The following is a 22720-nucleotide window of genomic DNA, read 5'->3' on the forward strand; positions in this document are numbered from 1 at the left end:
CGATGCCGTCCTGGGTTGTTCGCGGACTCGGCATGGCCGTGCTGCATGCCGCCGCCACCGTCGCACTCGCGAAGATCGCGGTCTTCCAGCCGACCGAGTCGACCACCGTCACCGCCGTCGTGCTCGCCCTGCTGGTGGGGGCGGCCGCGCTGTGGAGCGCGCTCGACGCGTGGCTCGGCCTGGTCGACGCGGGCCGCACCTGGTTCATCGCCGCGCTCGTCGCCGGGCCGGTCGCCGGCGTGCTCAACGTCGTCGGCCGCGCGGCGTTCGTGGACCAGACCGGGGTCGGCGAGCTCGGTTCCGCGCTGACCGGAGGCGCCGCCTTCACGGCGTTGCTCGTGCTCGTGCCAGCGGGCCTCGGCCTGCTCGTCGGCGGGAAGCTGCACACGACCCGCGAGGACGCCGGCGCCGACTCTGGCCCTGACTCCGACGCCGGGACCGCCGAGGAACCGGCGCCCCGGCCGCGGCCTCAACCGCGCAAGCCCAAGGTCGGCCCCGCCGGGTAGGCCTCCCACTCCGCCCGGCTCACCGGCTCGGCCGGTGAGCCGTTCAGCTCGACGACCTCGGCCGGCGTGACCGGCCACAGCGTGCCGTCCAGCAGGAAACCGGCTCCCAGACCGGGCGCCTCCACCGCCGGCGCCCCCGGCCGCAGCCGCACGTCCACCGGCAGCCGGTCGAGCACGGGCAGCCGCTCGTCCAGCACCACCCCGGCCAGCTGCTCGGCCACCGAGCGCCGGTCGACCCGCACCACCTTGCCGTCGGTAACCAGGTCCATCGTACGCACCGGCGAGGGCATCGCGAAGCCGTCGAGCACGGCCAGCGCACGTTTCGGCTCTGCGCAGGCGTCCAGCCCGTGCAGGTCGAGCCCGTAGTGCCGCAGGTCCGTCGGCGCGTTGGCCCGGCCGATCACGGTCGCGTGGATGACGTCGATGGGCACCCGGCCACACGGGTCGTCGACCGAGACCGGCGCGTGACCGTCGGGCCTGCGCACCAGCCCGGGGCCCTCCTCCCACTCGTCGGGGATCGTCACCGGCTGGTACGGCGTCGCCGTGAACTCCCTGTTCCAGAAGGTGATCGTGGTGCCCTTGTCGGTCTGGTGCGCGATCGCGAAGGCGTCGAGCGCGTCGACCCACATGAGGTCGGCGCTGAAGGCGTCGACGAGGGAGTTGGTGCGCGCGGTCTCGGTGTGCGGCACCTCGGTGAAACCCTGCGGCCCCAGTGCCTGCACGCCCGCGGAGAACGTGGGGTCCTTGGCGCGCAACAGGAACTGGCCCGCGCCGTTCCAGCCCGCGGCACGGCCCGTGGTGTCGGTGAACATCAGGTAGAACCAGCCGTCTAGGTACACCGCGGCAGGCTGACCCGCGCCGTAGGTGTTGTCGCGGTGGGTGTCGTGGGCGGGCCGGACGATCGGATCGGTGCCGGGACGCGTCCAGTTCCTCCCGTCGGTACTGGTCACGAGACCGATCGAGTTGCCGAGCGCGTGGCTGCCCGCCGCGCCGGTGTAGTACATGTAGTACGTGCCGTCGACCCGGATCACGGACGGATCGCACGTGTGCACCCCGTCGAACGCACCGGGGTTGCCGGAGAGCACGGCTTCCGGAATGCCGCCGCCAGGACCGGCGAACGGCCCGTCCGGCGAGCCGGCCTCGGCGTAGAGGATGTCGTCGCCCGGCGGCGCGGCGCTGCCGTACTGGCTGCACCACCACATGCGCGTCTGCCCGCCGTCCGACATCACCGTCGGCCCGTAGTTGTAGACGGCGTCCGCCCCGCCCGCGGCGACCACACCGGGGCTGGCCCGGTACCGGTCAGCCTGCAGCGGCACCTGCTCCTCGGTGGGTACGGGCTGCTCGGGACCAACGCCGATCCCCGGCTCCGCGCCCTCGGCCTGCGGCCGGGCGGTCCCCGCGGTGCACCCCGCGACCAGGGCGGCGCTCACCGTGACGGCGAGTGCCGCACCGGCGACACGTGCTCGACGATGCCGGGAGCGCATGCTGGCGGCGGACCTCCATCCCTCCCCCACGGCCGGAATGCCTCGGCCTGGACCCGCTCAGTCTACGGAACCCCTCACCCGAACGGGTGCAGACCTCGTGGTGTGGCAACGGGTTCCGCCTCGAATCCGTTGATGTTCTGCGGACACGCCGCGTAGCGCCCGGGAGCGTCCGCGCGCGGGTAGGCGTCGGCGAACTGCGGCCGTGGGCCCGCCCCGAGGACCGCCGCCGTCAGCTCGTCGGCCGATCTCGGCGGCCTCCCCCGGCAGCTCTGTGAGCGGCCGGAGGTCGACGAGGCCGATCGATCGCCTCACCGCCGAGCTCGATCACCCAGACCAGTGCACGTGCCCGGCCGCCCCGCGTACCCGAGCCGCCGCTCGATCATCCCCGCGACGCCGCCCCGCGGGAACCTGCTCAGCTCCGGGGCGCGAACAGTGACGCCACCGCGCAGGCGTCCGATTCGGGCAGCCCGCGGCTCCTGAGCCGCGTGGCCCGCGAAACCGGGACCGCGGTCACCCTTCGTTGTCGGCCAGCCAGCGCAGGGCGAGGCGGTAGCCGTCCACCCCGAAACCGGCGAGCACGCCGGTCGCGATGTCGGAGAGCACGCTGTGGTGCCGGAACTCCTCGCGCCGGTGGACGTTGGAGATGTGCAGTTCGATCAGCGGCGCGGCCAGCTGAGCGGCCGCGTCGCGCACGGCGATCGAGTAATGCGTCCAGGCCCCGGCGTTGAGCACCACGGGCACACCGGCGTCGGCCGCCTCGTGCAGCCAGCCGACCATCTCGCCCTCGTGGTCGGTCTGCCGCACCTCGACCTCGAGCCCGAGCTCCTTCCCGGTTTCGACGCACAGCCGCACCAGGTCGTCGTGGGTGGTGGAGCCGTAGACGGACGGCTCGCGCTTGCCGAGCCTGCCGAGGTTGGGCCCGTTGAGCACCAGCACGTTCACAGGAACACGCCCCCGTCCTTGGCCTCGCCGCCCGCGATCACGGAGTAGGCCCCGGCCAGCAGCGCCGGGTCGGGTCCCTCCATGCGGCCCGGCTTGGCGAGCCCGTCGAGCACGACGAACCGCAGCGTGCCCGACCTGTTCTTCTTGTCGGCGCGCATGCCGTCGATGAGCTGCGGCAGCGCGTCGGGGTCGTAGGAGGTCGGCAGCCCGAGCGAGCGCAGCACGGCGGCGTGCCGGTCCGCGGTCGCGTCGTCGAGCCTGCCGGCGAGGCGGGCCAGCTCGGCGGCGAACACGAGCCCCACGCTCACGGCCGCGCCGTGCCGCCACCGGTACCGCTCCCGGCGCTCGATGGCGTGCCCGAGGGTGTGGCCGTAGTTGAGGATCTCGCGCAGATCCGACTCGCGCAGGTCCGCCGACACGACGTCGGCCTTGACCTGGATCGATCGCCGGACCAGCTCACCGAGCACCGGCCCCTGCGTGTCGACGGCCGCGGCCGAGTCCTGCTCGATCAGCTCCAGGATGCGCGGGTCGGCGATGAAGCCCGCCTTGACGACCTCGGCCATCCCCGCCACCAGCTCGTTCGGCGGCAACGTCTCCAGCGTCGCGAGGTCGACGAGCACCGCCGAGGGCTCGTGGAAGACGCCGACGAGGTTCTTGCCCGCCTCGGTGTTGATGCCCGTCTTGCCGCCGACGGCGGCGTCCACCATGCCGAGCAACGTCGTCGGCACGTTCACCAGCCGGACGCCCCGCATCCAGGTGCCCGCGACGAACCCGGCGAGGTCGGTGACCGCGCCGCCGCCCAGTGCGACGACGACACCGCGCCGGTCGAGCCCGATCTGGCCGAGCACGTCCCAGCAGAAGTCCGCGACGCGCAGCGCCTTGCCGTCCTCGGCGTCGGGGATCTCCACGCGGTGGGCGTCGAGCCCGGCACCGGCCAGCTCCTCGCGGACGGCCTCGGCTGTCGTCGTGAGCGTCGGCGGGTGGATGAGCGCCACCTTGGACGCGTCACGCACCGTCTCGGTGAGCTCGGCGAGCAGCCCACGGCCCACCACGACCTCGTACGGCTGGGCGGTCTTGACCTCGATACGGACCGGGTCGGTGGTCATCGTCCTCCTCATCGGGACCCGGTCGGCGGCGCGGTGACCCCGGCCTGCCGGACGCGGGTACGCATTGTCACTCCGCGAACGACTCCTCGGCGCCGTCGCGCCCGGACTCCTCCGCCAGGCCGGCCAGCCGCTCGGCGATCACGGCCGCGACGTCGCGGGGTGCGCGACCGGTCGTGTCGACCTCGATCGTCGCGACCGAACGGTAGATCGGCAGCCGCTTGTCGAGCAGCTCCTTGTACGTCGCGCGCGGGTTCACCCCGGCCAGCAGCGGGCGCGCGGTCGACAGGCCGGTGCGCTGCACGCCCTCGGCCATGCCGACGTACAGGAACACCACGGTGTGCTCACTCAGCCGCTTCCGCGTGATCTCCGACAGCGGCGCCCCTCCGCCGAGCGCGTAGACACCCGAGTGCCGGCCCAGGCCGGCCGCGACGATCTCCTCCTCGATGGCCCTGAACGCGGGCTCACCGTCGTTGGCGAAGATCTCGGCGATGCGGCGGCCCGTCTCGGCCTCGAGGTCGGCGTCCGCGTCGGCGTAGGCCACACCGAGCAGCCCGGCGAGCAGCGGCCCCACCGTACTCTTGCCCGAGCCGGGCGGGCCGACGAGAACAACGGGGCCGCGTGTGGTCATGCTGGTCACGGTAGCCTCCGCGCTCGGACGCCCGCCCTCGGCCTCCGCCGTCGCGTTACCGGTCCCACCACGCCTCGAGCCCGGCCAGGTAGCTCTCGACGTTGCGCTTGGACTCGGCCAGCGAGTCGCCGCCGAACTTCTCCAGCGCCGCGTCGGCCAGGATCAGCGCCACGACCGACTCCAGGACCACACCCGCCCTCGGCACCGCGCACACGTCGGAGCGCTGGTGGATCGCCACGGCCGGCTCGCCGGTCTCCACGTCGACGGTGGAGAGCGCGCGCGGCACGGTCGAGATCGGCTTCATCGCGATCCGGACCCGCAGCGGCTCGCCGTTGGTGATACCGCCCTCCAGGCCGCCGGCACGGTTCGAGCGCCGCGTGACGCCCTTCGGCCCCTTGCCCCTGTCGATCTCGTCGTGGGCCCTGCTGCCCCAGCGCCGCGCCGTCGTGAACCCGTCGCCGACCTCTACGCCCTTCATCGCCTGCACGCCCATCAGCGCGCCGGCCAGCCGGGCGTCCAGCCTCCGGTCCCAGTGGACGTGGGAGCCCAGGCCCGGCGGCAGTCCGTACGCGATCACCTCGATCACACCACCGACCGTGTCACCGGCCTGCCGGACGGCGTCCACCTCGGCGACCATCGCCTGCGTGGCCTCATCGCCGAAGGCTCGGACGGGGCTCTCGTCGATCGCGGCGAGGTCACCCGGCTCCGGCAGCGGCCCCTCGGGAGCCTCGGCGGCACCGATGGACACGACGTGGCTGACGATCTCGACATCCAGCAGCTGCCGCAGGAACAGCCGCGCCACCGTGCCCAGCGCGGTGCGCGACGCGGTCTCCCGCGCGCTGGCCCGCTCGAGCACCGGACGTGCCTCGTCGAAGCCGTACTTCTGCATCCCGGGCAGGTCAGCGTGACCGGGCCGGGGCCGCGTCAGCGGCTCGTTGCGCGCCAGGCCCTCCAGCTCGGCGGGGTCGACGGGATCGGCCGCCATGACCTTCTCCCACTTCGGCCACTCGGCGTTCTCGATCTGGACCGCGATCGGGCCGCCCTGGGTACGACCGTGCCTGACGCCTCCGACGAACTCGATCCGGTCGGTCTCGAAGCCCATGCGGGGGCTCCGGCCGAAGCCGAGTCGCCGACGGGCGAGCTGCTCGCTCAGGTCGGCGGTCGTGACCTCGACTCCGGCGACCATGCCCTCGAGGATGGCGGCCAGAGCGGGCCCATGGGACTCACCTGCGGTTATCCAGCGCAACACGTACCGAATCCTGTCACGAGGCGCCGATCTTGCTTCAGCTGCCCACAGTCACCTCCGCTCCCGCCTCCAGCCCGGCGCCCGGGAACAGCGTGACCAGGCACGTGACGGCCAGCAGGCCAGGCCCGTGCGGGACTCCTCCGCGCCACCGGCGCACGCGGAGCAGGGCCGCCGCTCCGGCCAGCACCAGCGTGGCCACCGCCGCCGCGCAGGCGGCGACCACGAGTGCCGGCCAGCCCGTCGCGCCGAGCGCGCCACCGAGGCTGCCCGACAACTTCACGTCGCCCGCTCCGAGCGCGGCCGGCGCGACGGCGTGTACCAGGGCGTGGACTCCCGCGAACAGCACGGCGGCCGATGCCGCCCTGACCGCGAGCGCGCCTTCGGGCCCCGCCGCCGCCGCGACGCAGACCGCGGCGCCCACCAAGGGATACGCGGGCACCGTGAGTGCGTCGGGAAGGCGCCGGTGACGGAGATCGGTGAGCGCGAGCGGGACGGCCAGCGCGGTGACGACGAGCGGCACGGGCAGCCACCAACCGGGCATGCCGTCCGCCGACCACCGCCAGGCCACCACGGCCCACAGCGACGCCGTGCCGCCCGCGCACCACCAGACCGGCACGGCGGCAGGGCGCCGCGTTCGGCCCAGCACCCTGCTCGCGGCCCAGCCGATGACGAGGCCGGCGACGGCGAAGATCAGTCCCCAGTACACGCCTTCCAGAGTCGTGGCCGGGACACCGGAGGGCAAGGAGTAACCGGAGTGAAGACTCCGTTCGCGCGCGGGTGCGGCCGATCTCACCCGTTCGCCGTAGCCACACGGGGCCTCCCACGGGGGCCTCCCCGGGCATGCCGCGCGGTCCCGGGCGCACAACTCGCGGGCCGAGCGGGCAACTCGCTGCCGAGCGGGCAACTCGCGGGCTGGAGCGGGCAACTCGCGGACTGGAGCGGGCCACTCGCGGTCCCGAGCGGGCAACTCGCGCGCTGGAGCGGGCAACTCGCGGTCCTGAGCGGGGGACTCGCGGGCTGGAGCGGGGGACTCGCGCAGCGTCAGCCGGAGACCGGGAGGCGGAGGAGGGCAGGGCCGTCCGGGAGACGGATCTCCAGTGCGTCGATGTCGGCACGCCGGAGCGGGGTACCGATCGACAGCTCGGCGGTGTCCTCGGGCACCGCGTACCAGCTCGCCAGCTGGCGCACGGTGCCGTCGGCCCGCACGGCGACCAGGATGTAGTCACCTCCCCTGCCACCGCGGTAGCTGCACGACATGTCCACTCGCGTGCCCCAGTCCGCCTCGGTCAGGTTGACGCTCGCCTGCACGGGGTAGGAGCCGAGCACGATCATCTCCTCCCGGGGCGGCTGCCCGCCGGGCAGCACGAGCGCGAGCACCAGCGCCGCGCACGCCGCCACCGCCGCGCCCACGGCCGCGAGCGTCGTCAGCACCCGGCGCCGCCGCTGCCGCCGCACCGTCACCAGCAGGGCAGGCAGGAGATCGGGCGGTGGCGGTTCCGGGTTCAGGTGGGCCACCACGTCGGCCTGGGCGAGCAGGCCGGGCAGCCCGGCCAGCTCCCGCACCGAACGCGCGCACGAGTCGCAGTGCGGGAGGTGCTGCTCGAACGCGGCACGGTCCTCGGGCGCGAGCGCCCCGAGCACGTACGCGGCATCGAACGCCGCGAACGCATCGGCTCGCGTGCCGAACGCGTCGTTCACCGGGTCACCCCCTTCTCCTCGAGCACCAGCCGGAGCGCGCGCAGGGCGTAGTGCGTCCGCGACTTGACCGTTCCCTCCGCGATTCCCAGCTGAGCCGCCGCATCGGCGACGGACATCCCCTGGAAGAAGCACAGCAGGAGCACCTCGCGATGCCGAGGAGACAGCTCGCCGAGCGCGTCGGCCACGAGCCAGCCCTGCACCGCGCGCTCGGTGTCGTCCGGCACCGGGAACTCAGGCACCGGGTCCGTCGCGACCTCGGAACGGCTCGTGGCCGAGCGCCAGTCGTCGATCGCGATCCGCCTGGCCACCGTGAACAGCCAGGCCCTCGCCGAGCGCTGAGACTGGTCCAGCACCGTGGGATGGCGCCACGCCCGCAGCAGGGTCTCCTGCACGACGTCCTCGGCACGGCCACGGTCCCCGCTCGTCAGGCGCAGGGCGTACGACCACAGTGCGGCCGCGTGCTCGTCGTGCAACGCCCGCATCAACTGGGGCTCGGCCTCATCGCTCACACCCGCCCGCTCTCCCTCGCGGTCGCCGTGGTCCTCCGGGGCACCAGCAGCGCGAGGCCGAACACCACGCACGCGACCTCGGTGACGACGCCCCACACCTCCTCCTGGGTGGCGAACTGCTCCTGCACCCCGAAGAAGCCGACCGTCAGCGACAGCACGTAGGCCCCGAGCGTCGCGAGCCCGAAACCGACCGCCGCCAGCGCGGGCAGCCAATGCCGCCACAGCAGCACGGCGATCGCGATCACGACCCCGGCGATGACGTTGACCAGGAAGAGCGGGCCGACGACGTCCGTGTTGCGGGCCCAGTCGAGCCAGACGACCCAGTGCACCCATGCCGAACCGAGCAAACCGAGCGCCACCAGCACCCGCAGAATCCAGCCGACCATCGCTCCACTCCCAAGCCCGCTCCGCCGATCAGTGACGACCTCTCTGTCAGTGACACGGGGCAGCGCCCGTTCCGGTTCGACGTCGCGCTGGATTGAACCGAACCGGCGGCGGCCTCGTGTCCAGAAGCATGACTGCCCAATCTCACACCCGCCGCACCGTTCTGACCACCGGTGCCGCCGTAGCCGGAGCAGCCGCCGGAACCGTCGTGCTCGCCGCGTGTGGTGACGGAGAAACCGAAAGCCCGCCCACCGAAGGAGGACAGCCGTCGAGCGCGGCCCCCGCGGGCCAGCGGGTCGCCGCCCTCAACGACGTGCCCGTCGGCGGCGCCACCACCGTGAAGACGCCTGACGGTCAGGACGCGATCATCTCGCGACGCAGCCAGAACGAGGTCGCCGGTTTCAGCGCCGTGTGCACCCACCAGGGCTGCGCGGTCGCGCCGGAGGGCGCCGAGCTGGTGTGCCCGTGCCACGGTTCGCGGTTCGACGCGTTCACGGGCGAGGTCAAGAACGGACCGGCGAGCGAACCGCTGCCCGCCGTCAAGGTCGCCATCGAGCGGGACCAGATCGTGACCGCGTGAGCGCGGTCGCCCAGTGGCGGGGATGCCTGAGGGGGTGGGGCATCCCCGTCTCCCGTCGGCGCCTCAGCCCGCCCAGGTGAAAATCGCGTCGCCCGCGGCCACCGCCGAGCCGAGCCGCAGCCCGGCGAGCGCGCTCTCCTGAGCGTCGAGCGCGATGACGGGCACGATCGGCGAGTAGCCCGCCGCCGCCACGGCGTCGGGGTCCCAGCCCACCACTGGCTGTCCCGCGCGCACCTGCTCGCCCTTCACGACGTGCAGGGTGAACCCCTCGCCCTTCTGCTTGACCGTGTCGATGCCGAGGTGCACGAGCACGGCCCGGCCGTCCTCGCCCGCGACGACGAACGCGTGCGGATGCAGTGTCACCACCGTGCCGTCGAGGGGGGCCACCGCGTCGGCCCGCCCTCCGTCCGGCCGCACCGCGAGGCCGGGACCCACCATGGCCTGCGCGAACACCGGGTCCGGCACCTCGGTCAGCGCCACGGTCGTGCCCGCGACCGGGCTCTGCACGGCCAGGCTCACATCAGGTCCTCGATGTCGCTGGCGATGGTGTCGGCCTCGGGGCCGACGATCACCTGCACGACGTCGCCGACCTTCACCACGCCGTGCGCGCCCGCCTGCTTCAGCGCGGGCTCGTCGACGAGCGAGCCGTCTTCCAGCTCGCAGCGCAGCCGCGTGATGCATCCTTCGATCTCGATGATGTTGTCCGCGCCGCCGAGCGCCGCGAGGATCTTCGCCGGCCTGTCGTCCGCCATGGCGGTCTCCCTGGATCTGTTCGGTTACGGAGCACGAACCCGTAACGGTGGTTGACACCCGGTCGGGTAACGGAGCATTCTGCCCCATCAACAAATGGTCTAGACCGGAACGTACCAATCTTCGCCCGTCGACGCGAGCACCGGAGGTGCCGATGGACTCGATGACCGGCGCCTCGCCCGACCGCGTCGTCGACGGCCCGACCCCCAAACACACGCAGCTGCGCGAAATACTGCGCCGGATGGTGGAACGCGAGCTGCCACCCGGCTCAGCCATCCCGTCGGAGCGCGAGCTCGCGGAACGCTACGACGTGTCCCGGCTGACCGTGCGCACGGCGATCGGCAAGCTCGTGGACGAGGGCCTGCTGTCCCGGGTGCGGGGCAAGGGCACGTTCACCGCGGCCGGGCGTATGGAGCTGCAGCTCTACCTGATGTCGTTCACGGCGGACATGCGGCGCCGCGGCCTGGTCCCGACGACCAGGAGCCTCGGCGCCGCCAGTGAGATCCCGCCCCCGTCGACGGCCGCCGCACTCGGCCTCGCCGGGAACGAGGAGGCGCTGGGGATCCGGCGGCTGCGGCTGGCCGACGGGGTGCCGCTGGCCGTCGAGCGCGGCTGGTACCACCCACGTGCCGTGCCGGGGCTGCTCGGCCTCGACCTCACCGGTTCGCTGTACGCGCAGCTCGCCGAGCACTACGACATCCGCTTCGACCATGCCTGGCAGACCGTCTGGGCGGAGTCGGCGGACCGGGAGACCGCGCGGCTGCTCGGCATCCGCACGGCGGGCCCGCTACTGGTCTTCCGCCGGATCTCGAGCATGCGCGGGAAGCCGGTGGAGGACATGACGTCCTGGTACCGGGGAGATCAGTACCAGGTGACCATGAAACTGGACCGGAACTCCCCGGATTCCGGCCCCCTTCCGGAACATGGAGGACGCTCATGAGCGCCACCCCCTCTGCGGAGACGAAGGGCAAGGGCAGGCGGCTGGCGGGACTGCAACGCTTCGGGCGCAGCCTCATGCTGCCCATTGCCACCCTTCCCGCGGCAGGTCTGCTGTCGCGGCTGGGCCAGGACGACATGCTCGGCAGATGGTCGGCCACCGAGGACATCGCGAAGGTGCTCGCCGCGGCGGGCGGTGGGCTGTTCGACTGGCTGCCGCTGCTGTTCGCGGTGGGCATCGCCGTTGGCTTCGCGCGCAAGGGGGACGGTTCGACGGGTGTGGCCGCGGTCGTCGGCTTCGTCGTCTTCAGCAAGGTCGTGCAGGTGTTCGCGCCGATCAACGAGCTCGAAGGGTTCTCGGAGGGCTGGTACCTGCAGCCCATCCGCTGGCCGTACAGCGTGCTCTCCGGCGTGATCGTCGGTCTCGTGACCGCCGTGCTGTGGCAGCGGTTCTACCGCATCAAGCTCCCGCCATACCTGGCCTTCTTCGGCGGCAGGCGATTCGTGCCGATCATCAACTCTTTCGTGCTGCTCGTGCTCGGCGTGGCCTTCGGGCTGATCTTCCCCGCCATCGACGCCGGCATGCAGAACCTCGGCGAGGCCGTGACCGGTGACGCCGTGATCGGCGGCGGCATCTACGGGTTCCTGAACCGGTTGCTCATCCCGGTCGGCCTGCACCAGCTGATCAACGTGCCCGTCTGGCTGATCTTCGACGGCGGCGACATCAACAACTTCTTCGCGGGCGACCCCAACGCGGGCGCGTTCATGACCGGCTTCTTCCCGATCTTCATGTTCGCCCTGCCCGCCGCGGCGCTGGCCATCTGGCAGACCGCCCGCCCGAGCCAGAAGAAGATCGTCGGCGGGATCATGCTCTCCGCCGCGCTCACGTCGTTCCTCACCGGTGTCACCGAGCCCATCGAGTTCGCGTTCATGTTCGTGGCCTGGCCGCTGTACCTGATCCACGCGGTGCTCACGGGCCTGTCGCTGGCGCTGGTCAACGCGCTGGACATCCACCTCGGCTTCTCGTTCTCCGCCGGTGGCATCGACTTCCTGCTCAACGCGGGGGCGCCCGCCGCGAGCGGTGCGCTGTGGCTGATCCCGATCGGCCTGGTGTACGCGGTGATCTACTACCTGCTCTTCAGGTGGGTCATCACGAAGTGGAACCTGCGCACGCCGGGCCGCGAGGAGGACGAGGAGAGCGCGGCGGCATCCGAGGGCGCGCCCGAAGCCACCGAGAAGTCCGAACCCGCCGACAAGTCGGCCCGGTCCTGACGGGAGCGCGAAACATGCCGCAACAACGGGTCACGGTGGCGAGCAAGGTGGGCCTGCACGCGAGGCCCGCGGCCCTCGTCGCGAAGGCCGCCGCCGCGCAGCCGGTCACGGTGACGATCGCCAAGGACGGCGGGGAGCCGGTGCCCGCGGGCAGCGTGCTGAACCTGATGACGCTCGGCGCGGCGTTCGGGGACGAGGTGGTGATCGCCGCCGACGGCACCGGTGCCGAGGAGGCCGTCACCGCGATCGCCGAGCTGGTGGCGACCGACCTCGACGCCTGAACCACTCCTGAGCGGGCCCCCTCCGGTCGCCGAGGGGGCCCGCCGCACGCATGGGACACCGCCACGCCGGGTACCCGGGACACATGGAACGACGGGAAAGGCAGCGGCCTCGCACCCGCGAGGAGTACGCGCGGGGCCTGCCCGACTACCACGACCCGACCGGTGGCTTCGGCGGTGCGGCACCCGCCTACAGCGCGTTGACCCTGCGGATCGTCCTCGCCGCGGTCACGGTGGTGCTGTGCGCGGGCGCGGCGGTGCTCTTCGCGGTCAACGGGATCGTGTGGGCCACCGTGCTGTTGTGCGTGCTCGCCGTGGGCATGGCCGTCGACCTCGGCTGGGTGATCCACCGCAAGCGACGCGGGGAACCCGGCTGAACCAGGCGGGTCAGCACATCGAGGAGGGCCGGACGAGCTGATGCGACAACCAGCCACCACGAGCCAGACGTACACCGACCGCCGGGACGCGGGCCGCAGGCTGGCCGGGCTGCTGAGCGAGCGCGACTGGGTGGAGCCCGTCGTGCTCGGCCTCGCCAGGGGCGGCGTGCCCGTCGCGGCGGAGGTCGCCGCCGAGCTGGACGCACCCCTCGGCGTCGCCGTCGCCAGGAAGATCGGCGCTCCGGAACATCCCGAGTTCGGCATCGGTGCCGTCACGGCACACGGGCCCGCGACCTTCGACGACCGCAGTGTGCGGGCGCTCGGGCTCGGCCCCGGCGACCTCGAGGAGGCCTGCGAGCGCGAGCGGGCCGAGGCACAGCGCAGGGTCGACCTCTACCTGCAGGGCCGGGAACCCGAGCGGGCCGAGGGCCGCGACGTCCTGCTGATCGACGACGGCCTGGCCACGGGCGTCACCGCGACGGCGGCGCTGCGGGCGTTGCGGGCCGACGGTCCGCGCAGGCTGATACTGGCCACGCCCGTGTGCGCGGCGGAGGCGGCCGAGGGGCTGCGCGCGGAGGCCGACGAGGTGGTGTGCGCGCTGCGGCCGGAGGGTTTCCGCGCGGTGGGCCAGTGGTACGACGACTTCGGCCAGACCACCGACGACGAGGTCCTCGACCTGCTGGCGAAGGGGGCGTGAGCGATGACCGTGCCCTTCGCCGTCGAGACCGAGGACGCGGCTCTGCCCGGCGATCTCACGATGCCCGCCGACGCGATCGGGGTGGTCGCGTTCGCGCACGGCTCGGGCAGCTCCCGGCACAGCCCGCGCAACGTGGCCGTGGCCAGGACGCTGCAGGACCAGCGGCTCGGCACACTGCTGTTCGACCTGCTCAGCCCCGACGAGGAACGCGCCGACGCCGCCACGGCCGAGTTGCGCTTCGACGTCGAGCTGCTCGCCGGACGCCTGGTAGACGCCGTCGACCGGCTGACAGAGGACGACCGCACGCACGGACTGCCGATCGGCCTCTTCGGCGCGAGCACCGGCGCCGCGGCCGCGCTGGTCGCGGCGGCGAGGCGCCGGGAGCACGTGCGCGCGGTGGTGTCGAGAGGCGGCAGGCCCGACCTGGCGGGCGACGCGCTCGGCGAGGTCGACTGCCCCGTGCTGCTCGTGATCGGCGAGCGGGACGAGCAGGTACGCAGGCTCAACGAGCAGGCCGCACAGAACCTGCGGGCGCCATACGAGATCGAGATCGTGCCGGGCGCGACCCACCTGTTCGAGGAGTCCGGCGCGCTGGAGCACGTGGCCGAGCAGGCCGGGGCCTGGTTCGGGAGGCACCTCGCACGTTCGTAGGCTGGGGGCCATGGACAGTGTGCGGTTGATCGAGCGATGGCCGGTGGACAACGTGGCGACGGCGGTAGTGCGCGCCGACGGCAGCGTGCTGGGCAGCCACGGCGACACCGGGCGGGTCTTCCCGCTCGCGTCGGTCACCAAGCTGTTCACCGCCTACACGACGCTGATCGCGATCGAGGAGGGCGTGGTCGAGCTGGACACGCCCGCGGGTCCCGAGGGCGCCACGGTCAGGCACCTGCTCGCGCACACGGCCGGCCTCGGCTTCAACGAGCACAAGGTCTACGCGCCTCCCGGGCAGCGCAGGATGTACTCCAGTGCGGGCTTCGAGCAGCTCGCCGACGCGCTCACCGAGCACTCGGGCATCCCGTTCGCGGCCTACCAGGACGAGGCGCTGTTCCAGCCGCTGCGGATGAACAGCACGAAGTTGAACGGCTCGCCGGGAGCCGACGCGGAGTCCACTGTGGATGACCTCGTGCTGTTCGCCGCCGAGCTACAGCAGCCGAAGCTGCTGGCGCCCACCACGCTCGCGCGGGCGACCGAGGTGGCCTTTCCCGGGCTCACCGGCGTGCTGCCCGGGTTCGGCCACCAGAAGCCCAACGACTGGGGCCTCGGCTTCGAGATCCGCGACCACAAGAGCCCACACTGGACGGGCAGCCTCAGCTCCCCGCGCACGTTCGGCCACTTCGGACAGTCCGGAACGTTCCTGTGGATCGACCCGGACGCCGGCGTGGCATGCGTGGCGCTGACCGACCGCGACTTCGGGCCGTGGGCCGCCGAGGCCTGGCCCGCCTACACCGACGCCGTGCTCAGGGAACTGGCATGACGCGGATGGGCTCGCCCGCCTGATAGGCGGCGATGTCCTCCACGGCGTCGCGGTAGAACACCTCGTACACCTCACGTGTCACGTACCCGATGTGCGGCGTGAGGACGGTGTTGGGCAGCGACCGCAGCGGGTGGTCGGCAGGCAACGGCTCCTGGTCGAACACGTCGAGCGCGGCGCCCCCGATCCGCCGCTCCCGCAGTGCCTCCACCAGCGCGCCCTCGTCGACGATCGGCCCGCGTGAGGTGTTCACGAGCCATGCGTCCGGCTTCATCAGGGCAAGCTCACCGGCGCCGACGAGACCCCGCGAGCGGCCGCTCAGCACGAGGTGGACGGTCACGATGTCCGACTCGCGCAGCAGGTCCTCCTTCGACACCGCCGTCACGTCGTGCTCGGCGGCCTTCTCGGGCGTGAGGTTCTGGCTCCACGCGATCGTGCGCATGCCGAACGCCTGCCCGACGCGGGCAACCTTCGCACCGAGCCTGCCGAGCCCGAGCAGGCCCAGCGTGCGGCCGTGCAGCCCCGTGCCGACCCCGACCTGCCAGCCGCCCTCGCGCACCGACCGCTCCTCGACGGGCAGCCCGCGCACCGCCGCGAGGATCAGCGCCCACGTCAGCTCCGCGGCCGGGTGCGGCAGGTACCCGGTGTGGCTGACCACGATCCCCCGCTCGGTCGCCGTCTTGATGTCGATCGAGGGGTTGCGCGGGCCGCCGGCGCTGACGATCAGGCGCAGGTCCGGCAGCCGCTCCAGCAGCTCGGCGGGGAACGGGGTGCGCTCGCGCATGGCGACCACCACCTCGAACCCCGCGAGCCTGCGCGCGAGCTCGTCCCGGTCCCGGATGTGCTCGGTGAACACCTCGATCTCGGCATCGAGCGAAGCCCAGTCCGCGAGGCCGAGCGCGACGTTCTGGTAGTCGTCGAGGATCGCGATCTTCATGGGCGTCACGCTAGGGCACAGCCACCTCGACGTGCACCAGGTGGTGGTCGGAGGCGTCGTTCAGTCGCGCCAGCTCCGAGCCCGGCACCGGCCAGAACACGCCGTCACTCAACGGAAGCAGGCCCCGCGATGGCAGCACGTAGTCCACGCGCAGGTTGCCCGGCGCCTCGTCGTTGAAGTCGGCCGTGTCGAGCCACGGCCTGCCCTCGTGTCCGGTGTTGGCGCCGCCCTGCTGCTCGGCCGCCACGGCCGCGCCCAGGCTGGCCGGCTTGGTGTCCTGGACGCGGGGCGCGTCGAGCAGCTGCCGGGCGGCGCTCGCGACGCTGTCGCCGTCGAACGGGTCGGCGTTGTAGTCGCCCGCGATCACGAACCGCTCGCCCTCGCGCAGCCCACCGCGTCCGCCCGCGTCGTCGTAGATGTACCCGCCCTTGCCGGGGGTGACGTAGTCGGCCCAGAACCGGATCTCGTCGTGGTTGCGGGTGCCGTTGCGGTCCTCGGGGCCGTCGAAGGTGGGCGGCGTCGGGTGCGCGACGAGGAAGTGCACGGTGCGCTTGCCCACGCGCACCGGAACGTCCCAGTGCGACTTCGACGACAGGCGCAGCACGTCCAGCGCCTCTGGCGAGTACCAGTCGGCGGGCTCCGGCGTGGCCGGGTCGTCGGGCAGCAGGGCGCCAGGCATGTCCTGCCAGCGGAAATGCTGGAACGTGCGGACCTTCGCGGTGTCGATGGGGTACTTCGAGAGCACGAGCATCCCGTACTGGCCCTCGAACACGCCGAAGCCGTGCGCGTCGTTGCCGCCGCCGACGGTGCCGTCGCGGTCGAGGTCGAAACCGGTGGGCACCCCGGTGTTGACGGGCGCGGTGTAGGCGTACGGGTAGTCGATCGGCCGCGCGCCGTTCTGCCCGACCTCCAGGTAGTTGTCGCGGAACGCGTCGGCGGCCGCGTTGCCCGGTACGTAGTCGAACTCGTTGACCAGCAACACGTCCGGCCTGCTCCGCTGGATCACCTCGGCGACCTCACGCGCCTGCGGGTTGTCCGGTGTGGACAGATCCGCGAGCAGGGCGCCCTCGGAGCCGCGGTTGAGCGAGGCGTTGAACGTCGCGAACTCGGCGCTCGCGCCGGGCCGGGGCGTGGCCGAGGCGGGCGCGGCGGTAACGGCCAGCACCACGACGGCGAGAACGGGCAACCACCCGCGAGATGTGCGCACTTGTGTCTACCTCCCAGTCGCGCTCACCCTACGGGCACAAGGTGAACGGCGGGGAGCGACTTTCGGACGATCAGTCCAGCGGCAGCGGCAGAATGCCGCCCGTCGCCTCACGCAGGGCGTCCCGCATCGCGGTCTTCGGCGCCGCCTGCCCCGTGAACTGCTCCACCTGGCCGAAAGCCTGGTGCAGCAACATGTCCAGCCCGGTCGCGACCCGGCCGCCGCGCGCGGCGACGGCCTCGGCGAGCGGCGTCGGCCACGGGTGGTAGATCACGTCCAGCACGCAACCGACGGCGGCCAGCTCCGCCAGGTGCGGGGCGACCGCGTCGGGCGGCACCGTGTTGACGAGCACGTCGGTGTCGCCGGTGACGGCGGCGAAGTCCACGTCGGACCAGCGCAGCACCTCCACGGCCAGTCCGGCGCGCTTCGCGGCCGCCGCCGACTCCTCGGCCCGCGCGGGCTCCCGGACGACGAGCCGCACCAGCTCCAGGCCGAGCGCGGCGAAGCCCGCGACGGCCGCCGCGGCGGTGCCTCCCGCGCCGAGCACCATCGCCGTCCGGCCCTCGGTGTAGCCACCCGCGGCGCGCAGTGCACCCACGACGCCGTCCACGTCGGTGCAGTCGGCGCGCCAGCCACCCGAGGGCAGGTGCACGAGCGTGTTCGCGGCTCCCACGGCGGTGGCCCTCGGCGTGGCCTCGGTGGCGAGGTCCAGCGCCGCGCGCTTGCCCGGCATCGTCACCGACAGCCCCGCCCACTCGGGACCGAGGCCGGACACGAGACCGGGCAGGCTCTCGGCGTCGGCCTCGATCCGCTCGTAGGTCCAGTCCGGCAGGCCGAGGGCGGCGTACGCGGCACCGTGCAGCACCGGCGAGAGCGAATGCTCCACCGGTTTGCCGAGTACCGCCGCGCGGCGGGGACTAGAAGACACCACGGGCGATCGCGTCGTCGCGGTTGCGCAGGTGCTCCTGGTAGTCGACCGAGAAGCACGAGAGCCCGTTGGTCTCGCACTTCACGAAGTACAGCCAGGGCCCCTCGGGGGGCTCCTCCGCCGCGGTGATGGCCTCCAGGCTCGGCGCGGCGATCGGTGTCGGCGGCAGGCCGCGGTTGCGGTAGGTGTTGTACGCACCCGCCCGCGCCCGGTCCGCGTCGTTGGTGCGCACCTCGGGCTGGTGGAGCACGTAGTTGATGGTCGAGTCGAGCTCGAGCCGCATGTCCTCCGCGAGCCGGTTGTGCAGGACCCTGGATACCTTCCCGAAGTCGTTCGCCACGGCCTCGCGCTCGATCAGCGACGCGATGATGAGGATCTGGTACGGGCTGTAGCCGGTCCGCCCGGCCGCGTCGGGCAGCCCGGCGGCCTGCATCCGCAGCGTCGAGGTCTTGAGCACCTCGCCGAGCAGCGTCGCCGCGTCCCAGCCCGGCTTCACGTCGTACACACCCGGGGCGATCATGCCCTCGAGCTTGCGGCCCGGCTCGGCCCTCGCGGCGTCGGCGGCGGCCCATTCGGGCACGCCCAGCTGCGCGAGGTCGGTGGTGTCGGCAACGCGCCGCAGCTCCTCCACCGGGATGCACGTGCTCTCGCCGTTGAGGTCCGCGCAGGAGGCCTGCGACAGCAGCGAGAACACGCCGGGGGTGACGGAGCCGTCGGGCTGCTGGATGTCGTCGAGCTGGGTGCCTGCCCGCAGCTGCAGCTCACCGACCCTGGCATCCGGCGCCACGAGGCCGCTCACCGCGCTCGCGCCCGACATCTTCGTCTTGAGCACGTAGTAGCCGGGCTGCACGCCCAGCACGCGCTCGTCGTCCGCGCTCGCGTCGACGAACGCCTCGGCGCTCGCGACCACGTCGAGCTCGTTGAGCTTCGTGGCGATGGCGCGCGTCGAGTCGCCTTCCTCGACATGCAGGAGCACGTCGTTCTCGCCGGTGCCCTCGTAGTCCTCGAAGCCGAAGCCGAGCAGCTCACGCGCCCCGTAGTAGGCACCCCCGGCGAGCAGGACGATCACCGTGAGCGCGGCGAGCCAGCCCAGAAACCGCTTGCGGCGCTTGCGCGGCGCCCTCGGCTCCGGCCGGTCCTCACGCTCGTCCTCGAAGTACTCGGGGACGGCCCGCTCGTCGTCCCCGTCGCCGTACTCGTCGTGGATGTCCTCGTCGAGCAGGTCGTCGTAGTCGCCGTACTCGTCGTAGTCGCGGTAGTCCCGGTCGCCGAAGTCGAGGCCGAGCACCTCGGTGGGGTTCTCGTCCGGCGGCACGCCCTCGTTGGGCGAGCGCCTGCGGCGGGCGGGCGGCCGGGGCCTGCGCTCGGGCACCGCGCCCCTCGGCTCCCCGGGACGCGGCGCGGGGCCTGGCTCGGGTGCGGCGTGCCGCGCCCGTCGGGCGGGCGGGCGCCTCGGCACCGGCGGGTCGGAGGGCAGCGGGCGCTGGGGCGGCTCCGCCGCGGCCTGGCGCGGGGGCCGGGGCGGGCGCTCCGCCTGCGGGGACCGCTGGGCCGGGCGGAGGCGGCGCCTGCCGCCGGGACCGTCGTCGGGGGTGCTCATGCCGGACCGGCCTCCCTCGCGATCGCCGCGCCGCGCGCGTCGAGCCAGCCCTGCAGGATCTCGACGGCGGCGGCCTGGTCCACCACGGCCCGCTGCTTACGGCCCTTGACGCCGCGCTGGGACAGCATGCGGCTGGCGCTCACCGTGGTGAGCCGCTCGTCCGCGAGCCGCACCGCCACGGGGGCCACCCGCTCGGCGAGCCTGCGGGCGTAGTCCGCGGCGGTCTCGGCCGCCGCGCCGTGGCGGTCGGCCAGTGTCCTCGGCAGTCCCACGATCACCTCGACCACCTCGTGTTCGGCGACAAGCCGCGCCAGCTCGTCGAGATCGGTGTCGTCGTCCGCATCACGCGACAGGGTAGCGAGCGGGCTCGCCAGGATGGGCGCGGGATCGCTGAGGGCCACGCCCACCCGCACGGACCCGACATCGACGGCAAGCCTGCGGCCGGCCCCGGGATCCTGCTCCCCGGGCCGGTCCGGACGGATGTCGCTCACCCCGAGGCGAGGGCACCGCGCAGCGCCGCGATGGCCTGGTCGATGCCCGCGGGGTTCGTGCCGCCGCCCTGTGCCATGTCCGGCTTGCCGCCGCCGCGACCGCCGACCGCCTCGGCGAACGCGGGCACCAGCTTGCCCGCCGCGAGCCCCTTGTCTCGCGCCGCAGCGGTGGTGGCGACGACGAAGCTCACCTTGCCGTCGGCGGGGGCGAACAGCGCCACCACGCCGGGCCGCGAGCCCAGCCGGTTGCGGACCTCACCCGCGAGCGCGCGCACGCCACCCGCGTCGACGCCCTCGGCGAGCTGCTCCGCGACCAGGGAGACACCGCCCACGTCCTGCGCCTTCTCCGCCAGCGACCCCGCCGAGCCGAGCACCTGCCGCGTGCGAAGCTGCTCGATCTCCTTCTCGGCGTTGCGCAGCCGCGAGAGCACGTCCTCGATGCGGGAGGGCAGCTGGTCGGTCGGTACCTTCAGCGTTCCGGCCAGTTGTGAGACGAGCAGCTGCTCCTTGCGCACGTGCCTCAGCGCGTCGGTGCCCACGAGCGCCTCGACGCGGTGCACTCCAGAGCCGATCGACGCGTCGCTGACGAGCTTGACGAGGCCGAGCTGGCCGATGCGGCCGACGTGCGTGCCACCGCAGAGCTCACGCGAGTAGTCGCCCATGTCGACCACGCGCACGTCGTTGCCGTACTTCTCGCCGAACAGGGCGACCGCCCCGAGCTCGAGCGCCTTGTCCTTCGTGGTGACGTAGGACTGCACCTCGACATCGGTCTGGAGGTAGTCGTTGACCTCCTCCTCGACCTCGGTGAGCACGTCGGCCGACACCGAGCCGGGCGTGGTGAAGTCGAAGCGCATGCGACCCGGCGAGTTCAGCGAGCCCGCCTGGGCGGCGCGCTTGCCGTAGGCGCCGCGCACGGCCGCGTGCACGAGGTGCGTGGCCGAGTGCGACCGCTCGATGGAGGCGCGGCGCGTGGCGTCGACCGACGCCGTCAGCTCGGTGTCGAGGCCGACCTCGCCCGCGATCACCTCGACGCTGTGCACGAACAGGCCGGGCACGAGCTTCTGCACGTCGAGCACCTTCAGCTCGACGCCGTGACCCAAGAGCGTGCCGGTGTCGGCGATCTGGCCACCGCTCTCGGCGTAGAACGGCGTGCGGTCGAGGATCAGGCCGGCCCGCTGCCCCTCGCCGACCGAGGGCACGGGCACGCCGTCCTGCAGCAGCGCGAGCACGCGCGAGGTGGCCTGGAGGTCGGTGTAGCCGAGGAACTCGGTCTCGCCGTGCTGCTCCAGCACCTTGCGGTACTCGGAGAGATCGCCGTGGCCGCTCTTGCGTGCCGCGGCGTCGGCCTTGGCCCGCTGCCGCTGCTCCTCCATGAGCGTGCGGAAACCGTCCTCGTCGACCGAAAGGCCCTGCTCCGCGGCCATCTCGAGGGTCAGGTCGATCGGGAAGCCGTAGGTGTCATGCAGCTGGAACGCCTTGTCCCCGGCCAGGATGTCGCCGCCGGAGCGCTTGGTCTCCTCGGCGGCGAGGTCGAAGATCTTCGAGCCGCTGGTGAGCGTGGAGAGGAAGGTCTCCTCCTCGACGCGCATCACGTCGCTGATGCGGTCGAAGTCGCGCGCGATCTCCGGGTACGACGGCGACATCGCGTCGCGCACCACCTTGGCGAACTCCGGCAGCACCGGCTCGTGCACGCCGAGCAGGCGCACGGAACGCACGATGCGGCGCAGCAGGCGCCGCAGCACGTAACCGCGCGCCTCGTTGCCGGGCGTGACACCGTCGGTGATGAGCATGACGCCCGAGCGCGCGTGGTCGGCGATGACGCGGAAGCGCACGTCGTCGGTGTGGTTCGCACCGTAGCGGCGGCCGGAGAATTCCTCCGCCTTGGTGATCACCGGGCGGACGAGGTCGGTCTCGTAGACGTTCTCGACGCCCTGCAGCAGGTACGCGACCCGCTCGACGCCCATGCCGGTGTCGATGTTCTTCTTCGGCAGCTCACCGACCGGAGGGTGGCCGTACTTCGGACTCTGGTCGCCTCGCACGTCCTGCATGAAGACGAGGTTCCAGATCTCCAGGTAGCGGTCCTCGTCGACGACGGGGCCGCCCTCGCGACCGTACGCGGGGCCGCGGTCGTAGTAGATCTCCGAGCACGGGCCGCCGGGGCCGGGCACGCCCATGTCCCAGTAGTTGTCCCTGCCGTCGCGGGCCTGGATCCGCTCGGACGGGATGCCGGCGATCTCCCGCCACAGGCCCGCGGCCTCGGAGTCGTTCTCGTAGACGGTGACCCAGATGCGGCCGGGGTCGAACCCGAAGCCGCCGTCGTCCTGCGAGGTGGTGATCAGCTCCCAGGCACGTGCGATGGCGCCTTCCTTGAAGTAGTCACCGAACGAGAAGTTCCCCGCCATCTGGAAGAACGTGTTGTGCCGCGTGGTCTTGCCGACCTCGTCGATGTCCCCGGTGCGCACGCACTTCTGCACGCTCGTGGCACGCGGGTAGGGCGGCGGCACCTCGCCGAGGAAGTACGGCTTGAACTGGACCATGCCCGCGTTGACGAACAGCAGGGTCGGGTCGTCGAGGATCAGCGAGGCGCTGGGCACCCTGGTGTGCCCGTGCCCCTCGAAGTAGTTCAGGAACCGCTTGTTGATCTCGTGTGTTTCCACTGGTTTTCCTCTGGGTGAGGCTCGGCGGCACCGGATCGG

General features: G+C 72.5%; 26 protein-coding genes. 9 read left to right on the top strand and 17 right to left on the bottom strand.

The window, feature by feature from the left end; translation table 11 throughout:
* Nucleotides 1-2 precede the first annotated feature (2 nt).
* A complete protein-coding gene (locus DI005_RS24115; protein ID WP_199543177.1) occupies nt 3-506 on the top strand; it encodes a B-4DMT family transporter in 504 nt (167 codons plus the stop codon).
* On the opposite strand, the gene DI005_RS24120 is transcribed toward DI005_RS24115, so the two are convergent.
* The 9 genes from DI005_RS24120 to DI005_RS24160 all read right to left on the bottom strand — a co-directional run bounded on the left by DI005_RS24120 (nt 470) and on the right by DI005_RS24160 (nt 8505).
* Entirely contained in the window at nt 470-1990 is a 1521-nt protein-coding gene (locus tag DI005_RS24120) for a family 43 glycosylhydrolase (protein WP_112274503.1), read from the bottom strand. The two genes, DI005_RS24115 and DI005_RS24120, sit on opposite strands and share 37 nt — an antisense overlap.
* A 510-nt stretch (nt 1991-2500) precedes the next feature.
* On the bottom strand, nt 2501-2932 hold the full coding sequence (aroQ, locus tag DI005_RS24125; RefSeq protein WP_113643634.1) for a type II 3-dehydroquinate dehydratase: 432 nt from the start codon (nt 2930-2932) through the stop codon (nt 2501-2503).
* Nucleotides 2929-4038 carry a 3-dehydroquinate synthase gene (gene aroB / locus DI005_RS24130; protein WP_112274507.1) on the bottom strand — a complete coding sequence of 370 codons (1110 nt, stop codon included), beginning with the start codon at nt 4036-4038 and terminating at the stop codon, nt 2929-2931. Before aroB ends, aroQ begins: the two co-directional genes overlap by 4 nt.
* Nucleotides 4039-4105: 67 nt before the next feature.
* Entirely contained in the window at nt 4106-4666 is a 561-nt protein-coding gene (locus tag DI005_RS24135; protein ID WP_112274877.1) for a shikimate kinase, read from the bottom strand.
* A 55-nt stretch (nt 4667-4721) separates the two neighbouring features.
* Entirely contained in the window at nt 4722-5915 is a 1194-nt protein-coding gene (gene aroC, locus DI005_RS24140; protein ID WP_113643635.1) for a chorismate synthase, read from the bottom strand.
* Between the two features lie 34 nt (nt 5916-5949).
* On the bottom strand, nt 5950-6618 hold the full coding sequence (locus tag DI005_RS24145; RefSeq protein WP_113643636.1) for a prepilin peptidase: 669 nt from the start codon (nt 6616-6618) through the stop codon (nt 5950-5952).
* 335 nt (nt 6619-6953) lie between these two features.
* Nucleotides 6954-7610 carry an anti-sigma factor gene (locus DI005_RS24150; protein ID WP_113643637.1) on the bottom strand — a complete coding sequence of 219 codons (657 nt, stop codon included), beginning with the start codon at nt 7608-7610 and terminating at the stop codon, nt 6954-6956.
* Nucleotides 7607-8092, bottom strand: a complete 486-nt coding sequence (locus DI005_RS24155; RefSeq protein ID WP_233520303.1) for a sigma-70 family RNA polymerase sigma factor — start codon at nt 8090-8092, stop codon at nt 7607-7609. Before DI005_RS24155 ends, DI005_RS24150 begins: the two co-directional genes overlap by 4 nt.
* Nucleotides 8093-8115: 23 nt before the next feature.
* Entirely contained in the window at nt 8116-8505 is a 390-nt protein-coding gene (locus DI005_RS24160; protein WP_113643638.1) for a hypothetical protein, read from the bottom strand.
* Nucleotides 8506-8633: 128 nt separating this feature from the next.
* Between DI005_RS24160 and DI005_RS24165 the strand changes: the two genes are divergently transcribed.
* Nucleotides 8634-9083: a ubiquinol-cytochrome c reductase iron-sulfur subunit gene (locus tag DI005_RS24165; RefSeq protein ID WP_112274519.1), complete on the top strand. Its 450-nt coding sequence runs from the start codon at nt 8634-8636 to the stop codon at nt 9081-9083.
* 63 nt (nt 9084-9146) lie between these two features.
* Here the strand turns inward: DI005_RS24165 and DI005_RS24170 are convergent, their stop codons facing one another.
* Both DI005_RS24170 and DI005_RS24175 read right to left on the bottom strand, forming a co-directional pair.
* On the bottom strand, nt 9147-9602 hold the full coding sequence (locus DI005_RS24170; protein WP_113643639.1) for a PTS glucose transporter subunit IIA: 456 nt from the start codon (nt 9600-9602) through the stop codon (nt 9147-9149).
* Nucleotides 9599-9835, bottom strand: coding sequence for a glucose PTS transporter subunit EIIB (locus DI005_RS24175; RefSeq protein ID WP_112274523.1), 237 nt, complete (start codon nt 9833-9835; stop codon nt 9599-9601). The genes DI005_RS24170 and DI005_RS24175 overlap by 4 nt, the downstream gene beginning before the upstream one ends.
* 152 nt (nt 9836-9987) lie before the next feature.
* Here DI005_RS24175 and DI005_RS24180 point away from each other — a divergent pair, with 152 nt between their 5' ends.
* From DI005_RS24180 to DI005_RS24210, 7 genes are all read left to right on the top strand, one after another.
* A complete protein-coding gene (locus DI005_RS24180; protein WP_369973616.1) occupies nt 9988-10773 on the top strand; it encodes a GntR family transcriptional regulator in 786 nt (261 codons plus the stop codon).
* Nucleotides 10770-12041, top strand: a complete 1272-nt coding sequence (locus DI005_RS24185; protein ID WP_112274525.1) for a PTS transporter subunit EIIC — start codon at nt 10770-10772, stop codon at nt 12039-12041. Before DI005_RS24180 ends, DI005_RS24185 begins: the two co-directional genes overlap by 4 nt.
* A gap of 14 nt (nt 12042-12055) precedes the next feature.
* Entirely contained in the window at nt 12056-12322 is a 267-nt protein-coding gene (locus DI005_RS24190; protein ID WP_112274527.1) for an HPr family phosphocarrier protein, read from the top strand.
* Nucleotides 12323-12405: 83 nt separating this feature from the next.
* Nucleotides 12406-12696 (top strand): hypothetical protein, encoded by a 291-nt coding sequence (locus tag DI005_RS24195; RefSeq protein ID WP_113643640.1) that lies wholly within the window; start codon nt 12406-12408, stop codon nt 12694-12696.
* Nucleotides 12697-12736: 40 nt separating this feature from the next.
* Nucleotides 12737-13393, top strand: a complete 657-nt coding sequence (locus tag DI005_RS24200; protein WP_113643641.1) for a phosphoribosyltransferase — start codon at nt 12737-12739, stop codon at nt 13391-13393.
* A 3-nt stretch (nt 13394-13396) separates the two neighbouring features.
* Nucleotides 13397-14044 carry a dienelactone hydrolase family protein gene (locus tag DI005_RS24205; protein ID WP_113643642.1) on the top strand — a complete coding sequence of 216 codons (648 nt, stop codon included), beginning with the start codon at nt 13397-13399 and terminating at the stop codon, nt 14042-14044.
* A gap of 10 nt (nt 14045-14054) precedes the next feature.
* Complete coding sequence (locus tag DI005_RS24210; protein WP_113643643.1) at nt 14055-14867, top strand: serine hydrolase; 813 nt, start codon at nt 14055-14057, stop codon at nt 14865-14867.
* On the opposite strand, the gene DI005_RS24215 is transcribed toward DI005_RS24210, so the two are convergent.
* The 6 genes from DI005_RS24215 to alaS all read right to left on the bottom strand — a co-directional run bounded on the left by DI005_RS24215 (nt 14851) and on the right by alaS (nt 22681).
* Entirely contained in the window at nt 14851-15801 is a 951-nt protein-coding gene (locus DI005_RS24215; RefSeq protein ID WP_113643692.1) for a D-2-hydroxyacid dehydrogenase family protein, read from the bottom strand. The genes DI005_RS24210 and DI005_RS24215 overlap by 17 nt on opposite strands.
* A gap of 10 nt (nt 15802-15811) precedes the next feature.
* A complete protein-coding gene (locus tag DI005_RS24220) occupies nt 15812-17008 on the bottom strand; it encodes an endonuclease/exonuclease/phosphatase family protein (protein WP_113643644.1) in 1197 nt (398 codons plus the stop codon).
* 70 nt (nt 17009-17078) lie between these two features.
* Complete coding sequence (locus DI005_RS24225) at nt 17079-17933, bottom strand: shikimate dehydrogenase (RefSeq protein ID WP_369973617.1); 855 nt, start codon at nt 17931-17933, stop codon at nt 17079-17081.
* Entirely contained in the window at nt 17923-19533 is a 1611-nt protein-coding gene (mltG, locus tag DI005_RS24230; RefSeq protein WP_113643646.1) for an endolytic transglycosylase MltG, read from the bottom strand. The genes DI005_RS24225 and mltG overlap by 11 nt, the downstream gene beginning before the upstream one ends.
* On the bottom strand, nt 19530-20024 hold the full coding sequence (gene ruvX, locus DI005_RS24235) for a Holliday junction resolvase RuvX (protein WP_112274544.1): 495 nt from the start codon (nt 20022-20024) through the stop codon (nt 19530-19532). The genes mltG and ruvX overlap by 4 nt, the downstream gene beginning before the upstream one ends.
* Nucleotides 20021-22681 (bottom strand): alanine--tRNA ligase, encoded by a 2661-nt coding sequence (gene alaS / locus DI005_RS24240; protein WP_113643647.1) that lies wholly within the window; start codon nt 22679-22681, stop codon nt 20021-20023. The genes ruvX and alaS overlap by 4 nt, the downstream gene beginning before the upstream one ends.
* Between the last annotated feature and the right edge of the window lie 39 nt (nt 22682-22720).

This window comes from Prauserella sp. PE36, assembly GCF_003311655.1.
Classification (GTDB): Bacteria; Actinomycetota; Actinomycetes; order Mycobacteriales; family Pseudonocardiaceae; genus Prauserella_A; species Prauserella_A endophytica.

What these genes read in the sequence shown, in the direction of transcription:
- DI005_RS24115 (WP_199543177.1), top strand. Translation starts at nt 3, where the DNA reads ATGCCGTCCTGGGTTGTTCGCGGACTCGGCATGGCCGTGCTGCATGCC.
- DI005_RS24120 (WP_112274503.1), bottom strand. Translation starts at nt 1,990, where the DNA reads ATGCGCTCCCGGCATCGTCGAGCACGTGTCGCCGGTGCGGCACTCGCC.
- aroB (WP_112274507.1), bottom strand. Translation starts at nt 4,038, where the DNA reads ATGACCACCGACCCGGTCCGTATCGAGGTCAAGACCGCCCAGCCGTAC.
- DI005_RS24135 (WP_112274877.1), bottom strand. Translation starts at nt 4,666, where the DNA reads ATGACCACACGCGGCCCCGTTGTTCTCGTCGGCCCGCCCGGCTCGGGC.
- DI005_RS24155 (WP_233520303.1), bottom strand. Translation starts at nt 8,092, where the DNA reads ATGCGGGCGTTGCACGACGAGCACGCGGCCGCACTGTGGTCGTACGCC.
- DI005_RS24160 (WP_113643638.1), bottom strand. Translation starts at nt 8,505, where the DNA reads ATGGTCGGCTGGATTCTGCGGGTGCTGGTGGCGCTCGGTTTGCTCGGT.
- DI005_RS24165 (WP_112274519.1), top strand. Translation starts at nt 8,634, where the DNA reads ATGACTGCCCAATCTCACACCCGCCGCACCGTTCTGACCACCGGTGCC.
- DI005_RS24175 (WP_112274523.1), bottom strand. Translation starts at nt 9,835, where the DNA reads ATGGCGGACGACAGGCCGGCGAAGATCCTCGCGGCGCTCGGCGGCGCG.
- DI005_RS24180 (WP_369973616.1), top strand. Translation starts at nt 9,988, where the DNA reads ATGGACTCGATGACCGGCGCCTCGCCCGACCGCGTCGTCGACGGCCCG.
- DI005_RS24185 (WP_112274525.1), top strand. Translation starts at nt 10,770, where the DNA reads ATGAGCGCCACCCCCTCTGCGGAGACGAAGGGCAAGGGCAGGCGGCTG.
- DI005_RS24190 (WP_112274527.1), top strand. Translation starts at nt 12,056, where the DNA reads ATGCCGCAACAACGGGTCACGGTGGCGAGCAAGGTGGGCCTGCACGCG.
- DI005_RS24195 (WP_113643640.1), top strand. Translation starts at nt 12,406, where the DNA reads ATGGAACGACGGGAAAGGCAGCGGCCTCGCACCCGCGAGGAGTACGCG.
- DI005_RS24200 (WP_113643641.1), top strand. Translation starts at nt 12,737, where the DNA reads ATGCGACAACCAGCCACCACGAGCCAGACGTACACCGACCGCCGGGAC.
- DI005_RS24205 (WP_113643642.1), top strand. Translation starts at nt 13,397, where the DNA reads ATGACCGTGCCCTTCGCCGTCGAGACCGAGGACGCGGCTCTGCCCGGC.
- DI005_RS24210 (WP_113643643.1), top strand. Translation starts at nt 14,055, where the DNA reads ATGGACAGTGTGCGGTTGATCGAGCGATGGCCGGTGGACAACGTGGCG.
- DI005_RS24215 (WP_113643692.1), bottom strand. Translation starts at nt 15,801, where the DNA reads ATGAAGATCGCGATCCTCGACGACTACCAGAACGTCGCGCTCGGCCTC.
- mltG (WP_113643646.1), bottom strand. Translation starts at nt 19,533, where the DNA reads ATGAGCACCCCCGACGACGGTCCCGGCGGCAGGCGCCGCCTCCGCCCG.